Source organism: Paenibacillus sp. FSL R7-0340 (assembly GCF_038002205.1).
Taxonomy (GTDB): Bacteria; Bacillota; Bacilli; order Paenibacillales; family Paenibacillaceae; genus Paenibacillus; species Paenibacillus polymyxa_B.
The window spans coordinates 130,938-145,135 of the sequence record NZ_JBBOBY010000001.1; the positions used below are offsets into that span (position 1 = coordinate 130,938).

Here is a 14,198-nt window from a genome sequence, read left to right on the forward strand (position 1 = left end):
TATTGACGTGATATTATTTTACACTTAAGATAAATCTTAATAAAAATGTAATGGTTGTTAGCGCACGAAATTGACCAGAGGTCTAAAACACGTGTTTACGCTATTAAGACAGTGAGGAGGATGTGCAAACTTCATTTTCAAACCTCAAGCTTTAACGAATCACCGCAGGAATGAGACAGGCTGTTAAATAAAGAACCGACTAAGGGGGATTAACAGGATGATGCAGACGAAGAAATGGGTTTCTTTGCTTATGGTGCTTACGATCGTTGGTGTTCTGTTTGCAGGATGTAGCGGGGGTGCTAATGAGGCACAGCCACAGCAAGGCAATGCGGATAATAAAACAGAGGGAAATGAAGGAACTGCACCCGTTACGGAGGGCGTTATCAAAGCGACTGATCTCACGCAAAATCCTCCGGGAGCCACTAATCGGAAAGATAACATTGTAGTAGGTATGACATCACCTAAAGGGGTATTTAACCCGCTATTCTGGCAAACGACTTACGATTTATATGTAGTCAGAACAGTATTTGATTCCTTCTTACAGGTGAAGGCGGATGGTACATATGAAAATAGTTTGGCTGACAAGGTTGATGTATCGCCGGATGGTCTAAAATATACATTCCATCTGAAACCAGGCGTGAAGTATAGTGACGGTACCCCAGTAACAGTGAAGGATTATGCTTTTGTCCTCAAGGTACTGCATGATCCAAATTATGACGGAGAAACAGATGTATTATCTTTTAAGATTAAAGGCGGTAAAGAGTACCACGATGGCAAGGCGAATGATATCTCTGGTATCAAAGTCATTGATGATAACACAGTAGAGGTAACCGTTACAGAAGCAACAGCGTATACAAAGGATTTTCTGGGTGAGCAATACTTCATGCCAGAAGCTTATTATGGAAAAGGATTCAAAAAGGGTAACCTGGACAGCATCAAGGCGCTTAATAATAAGCCAATCGGCTCTGGTCAGTATGTACTGAAGAGCTTCTCCCCGGGTCAACAAGTCGTATTTGATGCGAATCCAAACTACTTCAAAGGCGCACCAAAAGTGAAGTCAGTTATTTTCAAAACAACAACAGAAGAAACAAACCTGTCTATGCTGCAAACAGGTGAAACGGACATGGACAACATCACAGTTACTGAAGACAATGTAGAGGAATTAAAGGCGTTGGGCTTCTTGGACGTGAATATTATGCCGACAAACGGCTATGGATATATTGCGTTTAATCATAAGGAAAAGAAATTTAAGGACCCTAAAGTACGTCAGGCTCTAACGATTGGCTTAAACCGTAAGGAGATTGTGCAGGGCGTGTATGGTCCATATGCGAATGTTATTAACATTCCACAATCTACAGAATCTTGGTCTTATACGGATGAAGGTATCAACAAATATGAATTTGATACAGCTAAGGCGAAGGCTTTGCTGGATGAGGCAGGCTGGAAGGTTGGTGCTGACGGAATTCGCGAAAAGGACGGAGAAAAGTTGACCATTAACTTCTCTGCGACTGCTGATAACCCAGTAGTAGAGGCCTTGCTACCGATCATGTCCAATAACTATAAGGAGCTAGGCATCAAGCTGACTTCCGAAACTTTAGATTTTAACGCCATTATGGATAAAAAGGACACAGGCAAGTTTGATATGTTCTTCGCGGCTTGGGGCTTAACACCAGACCCGGATACAACGACTTTTATTTCGAATGGTGCACAAAATGATATCGGCTATTCCAATAAGAAGGTCGATGAACTAACGCTTGCTGGTAAGCATGAACTGGATCAAGAGAAACGCAAATTGATTTACAAACAGCTCTATCAAGAGCTGAACAAAGATCTACCAACTATTTTTATGTACCAACGCAGAGATATGTGGCCAGTTAATGGACGTGTATCTGGCTTAGAAATTACGCCATACAAAGATTTTGAGTTCACTCTGCATAACGCTCAGATCGCTCAATAAGGGTTGCCAATCGTATGCTCAGCTCTCACGAGCTGGGCATATCACTTTATTCGTCTGGAGGAATGAATATGAAGCAGTACATTATTCGAAGACTGCTGCAACTCATCCCCACACTTATTGGCATATCCATTATCGTATTTGCGATTTCAGCCATGGTGCCGGGTGATTATATTACAGCCAAGCAGAACCCGAATATGACGGCCGAAAAGGCGCAGCAGCTACGACATATCTACGGGCTGGATAAACCGGAGTACCAACGCTATTTTATATGGGCCGGTAATATGTTAAAGGGGAATATGGGGGATTCATTACAGCATAAGCAGCCGGTAACGAAGGTCATTGGCAATTATGTATGGAACTCATTTATTATCGCTTTTTTTAGTCTTATTTTTAGCTGGCTGATTGCGGTTATTGCAGGAGTATTTTCAGCCAAGTTTCAATATTCGTTATTCGATAAGTTTGTCACATTATTCATTTTCTTATGTATGTCGCTGCCTTCATTTTTTATTGGTCTATTGGTCATCAAAATATTTGCCCTAGAGTGGGGGATTCTCCCGGTTGGGGGCATGACCACAGCAGGGATGGAGCCAGGCTCGTGGGCTTATATGGTGGATGTTCTCAAGCATATGTTCCTGCCGACACTCGTACTTACGATGCTGAGCACAGGAAGTCTGACCCGGTATTTCCGTACAGGCATGTTGGAGGTCATTCGTCAGGATTATATTCGTACCGCACGCGCCAAAGGCTTGAAGGAACGTACGGTTATTTTCAAGCACGCACTGCGCAATGCACTGATTCCAGCCATCACACTACTCGGCTTCGAGCTTCCGGCCTTATTTGGTGGGGCGATGATTCTGGAGAAAGTATTTGTGTGGCCGGGTGTGGGTCAGGTCTATCTGGAGTCGATTAGTATGCGGGATTATCCGTTTATGTTGGGCTTCACGATTTTCTTAGCGTTACTTACGCTTATCGGTAATTTGCTCTCTGATGTATTGTATGGCATGGCAGATCCAAGAATTCGCTTGAAGTAGGAGGGATACTATTGTCCGCAGAAACAGTCACGATTGAAACGAATCAAAAGGCGGCGATCCGTCCTGAAGCGTCTCCATGGAGAATCGCCGTTCGCCGTTTTAACCAAAACCGTCTGGCTTTGGCTGGTCTCGTTATATTAATTCTGATGGTTATCATTTGTAGTTTTGGACCGATGATTTCACCTTATCATTTAGATGATTACAAGCTAGCTGACAAAAATTTATCGCCTAATGCTAAGTACTGGCTTGGTACAGATAAGTTTGGTAGAGATATTTTGTTGCGTACAATGCTGGCAGGCCGTATTTCCTTGACGGTGGGGCTGGTCGCCACGTTTATTTCGGTCATGATCGGAGCGACGTTGGGTGCGCTGGCAGGGTTTTATCGTAAAGGCGTGGATACGGTTATTATGCGGATTGCCGATATTTTCATGGCACTCCCTACATTACCGCTGCTTATTATTTTAGGTGCTGTTCTGTCGGATTTGAAAGTCGATCCGTCGAATCGCATTTATTTTCTGATGCTCATTATCGGGGTCTTGAGCTGGACTAGCTTGTCCCGTCTGGTCAGGGGGCAGATTCTTACGCTGCGTGAACAGGAGTTCATGCAGGCGACGGAAGCGCTAGGCTTGAGAGACCGTCGCAAAATATTCCGACATTTGCTGCCGAACACCATTCCTACCATTATTGTTACGGCTACGCTTGGAGTAGCGGGTGCGATTATTACAGAATCTGCGCTCAGTTACTTGGGAATCGGCGTTGTGCCGCCCACACCTTCGTGGGGGAATATGATATCGGCTGCAAATAACCTAATTGACTTCCGCAAACGGCCTTGGATATGGGTCCCACCGGGAATGTGTATTCTAATTACAGTTGTAGCGATTAACCTGATTGGCGACGGTTTGCGTGATGCGCTGGACCCTAAAATGAAGAAGTAGGAGACGAACGTTTATGGAAAATGCTTTGATTGAATTTCGTAACCTGAAAACCCACTTTCATACCTCTAACGGAACTGTCAAAGCGGTCAATGACGTCAGTTTTAAAATTCGTGAGGGTGAAACGCTCTGTGTGGTAGGAGAATCTGGTTGCGGTAAGAGTGTAACTGCGATGACGATGATGCGGTTGATTGATTCTCCCCACACCTCAGACGGACAAATCTGGTTTGAGGGCAAAGACCTCCTAAAACTCAATAAAGGTCAAATGCAGCAAATTCGCGGCAATGACATCTCGATTATTTTTCAGGAGCCGATGTCTTCTCTGAATCCCGTGCTTACGATTGGGGAACAGATCACGGAGCCGTTGCTGATGCATACATTAATGAGTAAAAGAGAAGCACATGCTCGGGCAATTGAGCTGATTAATTTGGTGGGGATTTCACGTTCAGAGGAAATATTTCATTCCTATCCTCATGAATTGAGTGGCGGTATGCGCCAGCGGATCATGATTGCCATCGCATTAAGCTGTAATCCGAAGTTATTGATTGCGGATGAACCAACAACGGCACTGGATGTTACGATTCAGGCACAGATTCTGGATTTAATGCGGGATTTGAAGGATAAGCTTAAAACGTCCATTATGCTCATTACGCACGACTTGGGTGTCGTGGCAGAAATGGCTGATTATGTGGTCGTTATGTATGCTGGAAACGTCATTGAAGAGGCGCCTGTCATTGAGCTGTTTAAAAATCCGCAGCATCCATATACTCAAGGCTTATTAAAGGCGAAGCCCGTCATTAATCAGAAAATGGATCGACTGTATTCCATCCCAGGACAGGTTCCAAACCCAATTGAGTTGGGGGAAAATTGTCATTTCCATGATCGGTGCTTCCACTGTATGCAAATCTGCAAGGATCAGGCTCCTCCTTTGAATGAAAAGGAGAATGGTCATAAGGTTGCCTGCTGGCTATATGAGAAAGAAGGAGGGCAACGGATATGAGCGAGCCTTTGATTCAAGTGGAAGGGCTGAAAAAGTATTTCCCGATCACAGGCGGGATTTTTCAGCGTACTGTCGGACATGTGAAAGCAGTCGATGATGTATCCTTTAACATTCATAAGGGTGAATCCTTCGGTCTGGTAGGAGAATCGGGTTGTGGCAAAAGTACGATTGGACGCACGATTCTTAGATTGATGGATAAGACAGAGGGATCGGTACGATACAAAGGTGAAGACTTGCACGCGTTAAACAAAGAGCAGATTCGTGCGCTTCGTCCGAAGTTGCAAATCGTCTTTCAGGACCCTTTTAGCTCACTGAATCCGAGAATTAAGGTCGGTGAAGCCATTGGTGAGGCGTTGCTGGATCACGGGCTGATTGATCGTAGTGAGCTGCGGAAGAAGGTCAATGAAACGCTGAATATTTGTGGGCTATCCTCGTATCATTATGATCGGTATCCGCATGAGTTCTCTGGCGGCCAGCGTCAGCGGATCGGGATTGCAAGGGCTTTGATTTTGAATCCTGATTTTATTGTGGCTGATGAGCCGGTATCTGCTCTAGATGTGTCTATTCAGGCCCAGATTATTAACTTGTTAAGTGATTTGCAGCAGGAACGCCAATTGACCTATCTGTTCATCTCGCATGATCTAAGTGTAGTCGAGCATCTGTGTAGCCGGATTGGTGTGATGTATCTGGGTTCAATGGTAGAGCTTTCCTCCAAGGAGGAACTGTTCAGTAATCCGCTTCATCCGTACACAAAGGCGCTGCTATCGGCAGTACCGATTCCCGATCCCACGATCAAGAGACAACGGATTGTGTTGAAAGGAGACATCCCATCTCCGGCCAATCCGCCTTCAGGATGCAAGTTTCATACACGTTGTCCTATGGCAGAAGCACGTTGTAAAACAGAGATTCCGGTATACCGCGATGCGGGCGATCAGCATTTTGTAGCCTGTCACTTTGCCTAAAATATATAATTAGGAAGCAAAATATCCGTCATCCTGAAAGCAGAATTGACGGATATTTTGGCGTGGAATACAAAAGGTAAAAAAATTGTATCTTTTTTTCGAAAAATTGCAGACAAAATGGATTTTTCATCGTCTAATAAAGTATGGAGGTTATTACGATGATGAAAAAACATTGGTTACGTTGGGCTATTGTCGTCCCGGTACTTATTATATTGATTTTTATTACGCTTGGACCCCGCCTGTTGATCGGAAAGCCGAATGTGGATGCAGAGGCTGCGGTGCTGATGGACATGCATACTGGGGAATTACTGATGGATGTGAACGGCGATACGCCTATGCCTTCCGCAAATATGTCCAAGCTCATGACTGAGCTATTGGTGCTGGAGGATATTCGGGCCGGACGGTTAGGCTGGAATGATGAAGTGCGAATTAGCCGTTACGCGAGTACGGTGGGCGGTGTGAATTTGTCCCTCCGGTATGGTGAAAGGATGACCGTATCCGAATTGTTCCAGAGTATGGTTGTGTATTCAGCGAATGATGCCGCTGTCGCGTTAGCGGAGCGTTCAGCAGGGAATGAATCAGCTTTTGTGAAGCGTATGAATGGAAAAGCTGCCCAAATCGGGTTGTCATCCGATAGTCGCTTCAGCAATGCCTCTGGAGCAGGGCAGAGTGAATTGGGGCCGAATCACCCTGAGGATATTCGGGGAGAAACGAAAATGACAGCAAGCGACACGGCGAAGTTGGCCTCCTATTTGATTACGTCACACCCGGAGATTTTGAGAACGTCCAGCCGTACGCAGATGGAGTTGAAGGATAAAGGCATCTACATTAGTAATACGAACTGGATGCTGCCTTCCTTGGCTGGACCGTACTCTTACGCGGGAACGGACGGACTGAAAGCAGGATACACAAGCGATGCTGGATACTGCTTCACGGGTACAGCTGAGCAGCATGGAAGACGGCTAGTTGCTGTGGTGCTGGGTGCACCGAGCAAGGAGGAGCGTTTTGAGCAGACACGGAGGTTGTTCGATTATGGTTTTGCCCTGTCGACTTCTTTCCCGGTGCGACTGCAAAATTTGGTGAAACTGGCCCCGCATTAAGGGGGAAAATGATTTTGAAAAGCTACATAGGATACGAATATAAACATGAATTGGGGCTTTGACCGTGAGGTCGAAGCCTTTTTTGGCATGAATTTGAGAAGCTGACCACGCCATGATACTTTTGACAACAGGGTAGCAGACCTTTTATGCTTTGAGGGGAAGTTTTCGCTTCATGTGGGACCAATTCGGTTTAATGAAGAGATGGGATTTGTGACGGAAAGAAGGAAGGTACCTGTTATGGAGAGAAGACATAAGAGAAGGACCAGTGGAAAGCCCAAAAAGAAAAAGAGGTTTACCGCTCTATATATTTCATGTATTGTTTTATTTTTGATTGCAGTGGGAGGCTACCTATTCCGCAAACAGCTGACACTGGTGGCTTTTGATTGGTTTGTATCACCGACGTTGGAGAGCAAGCTGGAGAAATCCTATCAGCCGCGACAATCCGGTGAACAGCAGCAGCAAGAGACAGTAGCTTACCGTAAGGAGCCCTTTTCGGTGCTGTTACTGGGTACAGATGAAAGGCCAAATGAAAAGGCGCGTGGTCGTTCGGATACGGTTATGTATGCAGTAGTACGGCCCGCAGAATCGCGTGTGCTTTTGATTTCCATTCCAAGGGATACGTACGTACAAATTGTCGGACATGATCCGAATCGCGATGGCGAGGATGATTTTGATAAGTTGGGGCATGCTTATGCGTTCGGAGGCGCAGATATGTCCATGGCTACAGTAGAGAAGTTGATGGAGCATAAGGCCGATTATTATGCTACGATTAATTTCCAGGGTATTCAGGAGGCGGTGAACGCAGTGGGTGGAGTTGTGCTTCCCATCGACAAGCCCATTGAGAATAAGAATCCGCTGCATATCAAGTTCCGTATTGAGGCGGGCAAGCCGCTTTATAATGGTGAGGAAGCCATGTATTATGTTAGATATCGGGAAGATAGCGACTTCAACCGTACAAAACGGCAGCAAATTTTCTTGAACGCTATGGCCGATAAGCTGCTGAATATCAACGGAATTACCAAAATCCCGGAGCTGCTCGATATTATGGGAGCCAATTTCAAAACCGATATGGAACCTACTTTTATTACTGGGCTTGGCAAGCAGGCTATTTCGCAGGGGAATCCACAAATTTCAAGTTTTACGATTACGGGGGAAGGGTTCAAGAAGAAGGGCCTGTATTATGACCGGGCTAATGAACAGGAACTTGAATATGCCAGACTTATGATTGCGAACTGGCTAGATTCCGATACAACCCCGCAGACGCTGAGGCTTCCCGACAAGCAGGACATTCAGTGAATAATCAATTGATTTATATTTGATTTTGAGGGGGATTCGTTTCTCATGAACATCGCTTTTTTCTTGCTTCCCAAACAGGAAGTTGCTTGTGTAACGGCGGATGCTACTTTACGGCAAACGTTGGAACGGATGGAATATCACCGTTTTACAGCGGTTCCTATTTTGGATAAAGAAGGTAGATATACAGGTACAGTTACAGAAGGTGATCTGTTGTGGCATATGAAAGAGTCCGAGGGGAAAATCACCTTTGAAAACGCTTCTAAGTTTATGCTTAAGGACGTTCCGTTGCGGGTTACGATGAAGCCCGTATCCATTGACGCGAACATGGAGGATTTAATTAATTTGGCGAAGGTACAGAATTTTGTGCCCGTCGTAGATGATATGGAACGGTTTATTGGCATTGTACGTCGCAGCCAGATTATTGAGTATTGTGAAAAATTTGTGTCCAGGGAATCGCTTAATACTTCAAGCTAAAATAAGCAGCAAAGCTGGTCCGAAAATAACGATTTACCTTATGGGGTAACAGTTATTTTCAGAATAGGATATGCTATAATGGAGAATAAAGCTTTTTCAGAGGGGTGTGACTCTTCATCATATGCCTAAAGAAATGGATGTAGTTAAACGAGCCAAGGTTATTGAATGGCTTAAAACAGAGGTGCTTGACCAAGTCTCCCGTCTGTTTAAGGCGATGTGGGAAGGCAGTACAGCCCGCATTGGTGATTGTTTGGCGAGTTTGGTGATGAGCAGTTATATTTTGGGGAGGCGCCTTGGAGTGTCTTACCGTGAATTGGATGATCTACTCATCGACAAGCTAAGAAAGCACAGAAAAGAAGGACACCAGCTGGAGGATTGGTATCAGGACATTTCCGCACTGGAAGAACATATGCGTAAGAGGTGAAAACGTTGAAATTCCGCTTGGCAACTGTAGCATGGAGCGTCATTTATTTGCTTCTGCTGCTGACTCTATTGACACCATTAAGAATCATTACCGTATTTTTGCTGATTGTGCCTGGCGCTGTATTGTTTTCATCGCTGCCTTTCAAAGGATTTCTGGTTCACGTCATACCGGTGCTGTTAATTATAGCGCTACTCGATGTGTATTCGCTGCTCCCTGCGATTTATTTTCTGATTCCTTCAATAATGATGGGACGGATTTATAAAAAGGGAGGACCTGCTTTTCAGGCGTTGATGACCGGAATGGGCATTATTTTAGCCGAGTTGTTGGTTGTTCTGTTTATCGCTACGTATTCTTTTGGGTTTGATCTTTCGCAGTACCTTCGTGATCAGGCCGCGATATCGGCAAGTATAGTACAGCAGGTTTTGAGTGCTAATCCGATGTTTTCGAACATGAATTGGACAGCGGAGGATACGCAGAAACTCAGTACAATGCTGATTGGAAAAATTCCGTATGTGCTGATCATGACCTCGTTCATATTGGCGGTGATTACGCATGCTTTGGCACGTCCGGCATTGAGCAGTCTCGATGTACCGGTACGCAAAATGAAGCCTGCTCGCGAGTGGAGGCTACCGCGCGCGCTGATCTGGTATTATCTGCTGGCAATTGTAATTGAATGGATAGCAGGGTCTTCCGATAGCAGCTGGATTCAAATGGTTTCCATTAGTATGCTACCGCTGATTCATGCATGTTTTATTATCCAGACGATTGGTTTTGTATACTTCTGGACGCATAGCCGTAAAATGAGCCCGGTGATTGCGTTGCTGCTGTCGCTCGTCGTTCTGGTGTTCCAGCCGCTCCGCATTATAGGTATTATTGATTTGGCCTTTCCGCTGCGTGAAGCTATTACAAGATCAAAGAAATAGGGTGAACAGTCATGCCTAAATTTCTACAAAAACGCTGGCACGGCTATCAGACGGTCTGGGCGTTTTTACTGCTGCTGGTGCTTGTCATATGTATTTCCATGTACAACTGGGAACTGGGTGTGATAGGACTGCTGCTGTCATTCTTGCTCGGCGGGCTGATGCTGAAGACGGAATTGGATTTTCGTCGGGAACTGAATCAATATATCAGCGGTCTTTCCTTCCGGATCAAGCGGGTGGAAGGGGAAGCGATTAGTGCATTGCCGTTCGGCATCATTTTATACAGTGAAAATCGAACGGTAGAATGGCACAATCGGTTTGCCGGGGAGATGTTCGAGGAGCAATCACTGATTGGTGAGTCTCTTCAAGATTTGTTTCCTCAACTCGCAGGTGCTCTAAGCACCAAGAAGGAAACAAAGGAGCCTGCTCGTGAGCTGAAGGTGGAGCTACAGCATGATGAGCGTCATTATCAGTTTTTGATCGTGCCCGATGAGCGTCTGATATATTTGTATGAAGTCACGGAGTTGGCGGTGCTACGCAAGCAGTATGAAAACGAGCGGTTGGCGCTCGGTATCGTCATGCTCGATAATATGGACGAGGCTGCTCAGGGAATGGACGATCAGCAACGCACCGCGCTTATTGCAAAGGTGTCAAGCGAGATTACATCTTGGGCTAATCAGTACAATATTTATTTGCGTCGATTATCTTCTGAGCGTTATCTCATTATGCTAAATCATAAAGCGCTTCAGGAGCTGGAGCAAAGTCGATTCGTCATTCTGGATACCGTAAGGGAAATGACGGCGGATTTAAAAGTACCAATGACACTGAGTATTGGCTTGTCCTTCGGTGCAGAGAGCATCAAGGAGCTAGGCGAGCTGGCCCAATCCAGTCTAGATATGGCGCTTGGACGTGGGGGCGATCAGGCAGCAGTGAAGGCGGGACAGCGCCTGTCCTTTTATGGAGGCAAGTCCAATGCTGTCGAGAAGCGTACCAGGGTGCGTGCCCGAGTCATTGCACATGCGCTGCGTGACCTGATGCAGGAGAGCGACCGCGTCCTGATCATGGGACACAAAATACCGGACATGGATGCATTGGGAGCGGCCATCGGTGTGTGGAAGGCTGCGGCACTTTACAATGTAGAGGCACATATCGTACTGGATAAATCCAATCCGTCTATCGACCGAATGATGGAGCAGGTAAACAAGGATGAGAAGTTATCGCAAGCGCTCATGACGCCAGAGCAGTCGCTCCAGCTGATGACTGAGCACAGTCTGCTGGTCGTGGTGGACACGCATAAGGCCTCAATGACGATTGAGCCGCGTCTGGTGCAAACGGCCAGCCGGGTGGTGGTTGTCGACCATCATCGTCGGGGCGAGGAATTTATTAACGATTCGGTTCTGATCTACTTGGAGCCATATGCGTCATCGGCCTGTGAGCTGGTGACCGAGCTGCTACAATATATCCATGAGAAGGTCCAACTGACACCGCTGGAGGCAACATCACTGCTGGCGGGGATTACGGTGGATACCAAGCATTTTTCCCTGCATACAGGCTCGCGTACATTCGAGGCAGCCGGCTTTTTACGGCGTAGTGGGGCAGATACAGTAATGATCCAGCGCATGTTAAAAGAGGACCTGGATGAATATATTGCTAAGGCGGAAATTATTAAGCATGCTAAAATGATATATGGGCATATCGCAATTGCGGTAACTGAGCCCGGACAGAAAATACCGCAGCTCCTGATTGCTCAGGTGGCGGATTCATTACTCAATATGACGGATGTACTGGCCTCCTTTGTGGTCAGTGAACGTCCTGACGGCCTGGTGGGGATCAGCGCCCGTTCACTCGGACGCATGAACGTACAGGTCGTCATGGAACGGCTAGGCGGCGGAGGACATCTGACGAATGCGGCGGTTCAGCTGGATTGCCCGCTGGAGGAAGCTAAGCGCAGAGTGGTCGACGTGCTGGCCGAAATTGATGGGGAAGAGGGGTTATTTGAATGAAAGTGATATTCATTAAAGATATGAAGGGCCAAGGCAAGAAGGGGCAAATTAAGGAAGTGTCGGACGGTTATGCAGCGAATTTCCTGTTGCCGCGTGGTGTTGCCCGTCCAGCGACAGAAGGAAATATGAAGACGCTGGAAAATCAGAATGCTGCTGAGGAAAAGCGCAAGCAAGAGGAAAAGGAAGAGGCTCAAGCGCTCGGCAAAAAGCTGGAAGAGACAACGATTCAGCTCAAGGCGAAGGCTGGTGAAGGTGGACGGCTGTTCGGCGCGATTACAAGCAAGCAAATCGCGGAGGCAGTAGCTAAAACTGGCATCAAGCTGGACAAACGCAAAATTGAGCTGGAAGAACCGATTCGTACGTTGGGCGTGACTCAAATGACCGTTAAGCTTCATCCTGAGGTCAAAGCTACGCTGAAAGTACAGGTGACTGAAGAATAATTATGGGCGGCGAATTTTTTGATCGGATTCCTCCGCAAAATCTGGAGGCTGAACAGGCGGTTATCGGGTCTATTTTGCTCCAGTCTGAAGCACTGATTACCGCAATGGAGCGGGTGCAAACCGAGGACTTTTATGATAAGGCTCATCAGATGATTTACGAAGCAATGATTGAGCTGGGTGAATCCGGACAGCCGATTGACTTGGTTACGCTGACCTCGAAAATTCAGGACAAGGGACAGCTAGAGGATATCGGCGGTGTCAGTTATCTGGCGAAGCTGGCTCACGGGGTGCCAACAGCGGCTAACGTGGATTACTATGCCCAGATCATTGAAGAAAAAGCGATGCTTCGTCGCTTGATTCGTGCAGCTACACAGATTGTGAGCGAAGGCTATAGCAGTGGCGAAGATGTCGCTGGTATGCTGAGCGATGCTGAGCGCAAGATTATGGAGATATCCAACGGGCGCTCAGGTAGTGGCTTTATTGCCATCCGCGATGTCGTGATGGAAGTGTTTGACCGCGTTGAATTGCTGCATCAGAACAAGGGCAATACGACCGGGATTCCGTCCGGGTTTGTTGATTTGGACAAGATGACGGCGGGTTTCCAGCGCAATGACTTGATCATTGTGGCCGCCCGTCCATCCGTAGGTAAAACAGCGTTCGCTCTGAATATTGCGCAAAACGTTGCAGTTCGGGCAAAAGAGACAGTAGCCATCTTCAGTCTGGAGATGTCGGCCGCTCAGCTCGTGCAGCGGATGATTTGCGCCGAGGCCAATCTGGACGCGAACGTCATGCGGACAGGTGAATTTAAAGGCGACGACGATTGGGCGAAGCTGACGATGGGCATTGCAGCCTTGTCAGAGGCGGAAATCTATATCGATGATACGCCCGGCATCACTGTGGCTGATATCCGTGCCAAGTGCCGCCGTCTCAAGACGGAAAAGGGACTTGGCATGATCGTAATCGACTACTTGCAGCTTATTCACGGACGAGGCAAAGCAGGCGAGAACCGGCAACAGGAGGTATCCGAAATTTCACGGACATTGAAGCAAATCGCCCGTGAGCTTGAAGTGCCTGTAATTGCCCTCTCCCAGCTGAGTCGGGGTGTGGAGCAGCGTCAAGACAAGCGGCCGATGATGAGTGACTTGCGGGAATCGGGTTCTATCGAGCAGGATGCTGATATCGTGGCGTTTCTGTACCGGGATGATTACTATAATCAGGAAACAGAAAAGAAGAATATTATTGAGATTATCATTGCCAAGCAGCGTAACGGCCCGGTCGGTACGGTAGAATTGGTCTTTCTCAAAAATTATAATAAATTCGCTAATTACGAGCGTGCCCATTCGGATGCGTTCGCCGGATAACATATTAGTATCATAAGAAAAGGCTCTTTCGACGCGGATTTCGCGATCTCGAAAGGGTCCTTTTTTATAGGGTTCACGTATTTTCATATAAGGAATGAAACTCTCAATTACGAACAATACTATTTTCATGTAATATAATGTTCGCTTTTTATTTGACTTTAAAAAATGGTGCTGTTACACTTATAGTGCTGCTTCAACGCAGTGGGGAGAACAATACGCCCGGGGCTTTCCGAACCTACGGAATGTCTGCGACGGACGTTTTTTCCTGCTGTCCGAGAACGCTCCATATCTGCTCGCT

Annotated in this window: 13 protein-coding genes; all 13 read left to right on the forward strand. The window is 46.6% G+C overall.

Annotation, left to right across the window (positions count from 1 at the left end; translation table 11 throughout):
- The first annotated feature begins 217 nt into the window (after window positions 1–217).
- The 13 genes from MKX59_RS00545 (at window position 218) to dnaB (ending at window position 13,900) form a co-directional block, all read left to right on the forward strand.
- The gene (locus MKX59_RS00545; RefSeq protein ID WP_053326513.1) at window positions 218–1,957 is read left to right on the forward strand and encodes an ABC transporter substrate-binding protein; all 1,740 of its coding nucleotides are present in this window, start codon (window positions 218–220) and stop codon (window positions 1,955–1,957) included.
- Between the two features lie 68 nt (window positions 1,958–2,025).
- Window positions 2,026–2,988, forward strand: a complete 963-nt coding sequence (locus MKX59_RS00550) for an ABC transporter permease (RefSeq protein WP_023991143.1) — start codon at window positions 2,026–2,028, stop codon at window positions 2,986–2,988.
- A gap of 11 nt (window positions 2,989–2,999) precedes the next feature.
- Window positions 3,000–3,923 (forward strand): oligopeptide ABC transporter permease, encoded by a 924-nt coding sequence (opp4C, locus tag MKX59_RS00555; RefSeq protein ID WP_013312797.1) that lies wholly within the window; start codon window positions 3,000–3,002, stop codon window positions 3,921–3,923.
- A gap of 13 nt (window positions 3,924–3,936) precedes the next feature.
- Window positions 3,937–4,920: an ABC transporter ATP-binding protein gene (locus MKX59_RS00560; RefSeq protein ID WP_340857302.1), complete on the forward strand. Its 984-nt coding sequence runs from the start codon at window positions 3,937–3,939 to the stop codon at window positions 4,918–4,920.
- Window positions 4,917–5,882 (forward strand): ABC transporter ATP-binding protein, encoded by a 966-nt coding sequence (locus MKX59_RS00565; protein ID WP_013312795.1) that lies wholly within the window; start codon window positions 4,917–4,919, stop codon window positions 5,880–5,882. The genes MKX59_RS00560 and MKX59_RS00565 overlap by 4 nt, the downstream gene beginning before the upstream one ends.
- Before the next feature lie 158 nt (window positions 5,883–6,040).
- Window positions 6,041–6,982 (forward strand): D-alanyl-D-alanine carboxypeptidase family protein, encoded by a 942-nt coding sequence (locus MKX59_RS00570; RefSeq protein WP_023991141.1) that lies wholly within the window; start codon window positions 6,041–6,043, stop codon window positions 6,980–6,982.
- A 237-nt stretch (window positions 6,983–7,219) separates the two neighbouring features.
- The gene (locus MKX59_RS00575) at window positions 7,220–8,278 is read left to right on the forward strand and encodes an LCP family protein (RefSeq protein ID WP_023991140.1); all 1,059 of its coding nucleotides are present in this window, start codon (window positions 7,220–7,222) and stop codon (window positions 8,276–8,278) included.
- 45 nt (window positions 8,279–8,323) lie between these two features.
- Complete coding sequence (locus MKX59_RS00580) at window positions 8,324–8,752, forward strand: CBS domain-containing protein (protein ID WP_013312792.1); 429 nt, start codon at window positions 8,324–8,326, stop codon at window positions 8,750–8,752.
- Between the two features lie 121 nt (window positions 8,753–8,873).
- Complete coding sequence (locus tag MKX59_RS00585; RefSeq protein WP_013312791.1) at window positions 8,874–9,176, forward strand: MazG-like family protein; 303 nt, start codon at window positions 8,874–8,876, stop codon at window positions 9,174–9,176.
- A 5-nt stretch (window positions 9,177–9,181) separates the two neighbouring features.
- The gene (locus tag MKX59_RS00590) at window positions 9,182–10,099 is read left to right on the forward strand and encodes a DUF2232 domain-containing protein (protein WP_053326511.1); all 918 of its coding nucleotides are present in this window, start codon (window positions 9,182–9,184) and stop codon (window positions 10,097–10,099) included.
- A gap of 11 nt (window positions 10,100–10,110) precedes the next feature.
- Window positions 10,111–12,099: a DHH family phosphoesterase gene (locus tag MKX59_RS00595; protein ID WP_053326510.1), complete on the forward strand. Its 1,989-nt coding sequence runs from the start codon at window positions 10,111–10,113 to the stop codon at window positions 12,097–12,099.
- Window positions 12,096–12,539 carry a 50S ribosomal protein L9 gene (gene rplI / locus MKX59_RS00600; RefSeq protein WP_023991137.1) on the forward strand — a complete coding sequence of 148 codons (444 nt, stop codon included), beginning with the start codon at window positions 12,096–12,098 and terminating at the stop codon, window positions 12,537–12,539. The genes MKX59_RS00595 and rplI overlap by 4 nt, the downstream gene beginning before the upstream one ends.
- 2 nt (window positions 12,540–12,541) lie before the next feature.
- Window positions 12,542–13,900, forward strand: a complete 1,359-nt coding sequence (gene dnaB / locus MKX59_RS00605) for a replicative DNA helicase (RefSeq protein ID WP_023991136.1) — start codon at window positions 12,542–12,544, stop codon at window positions 13,898–13,900.
- Window positions 13,901–14,198: the final 298 nt, after the last annotated feature.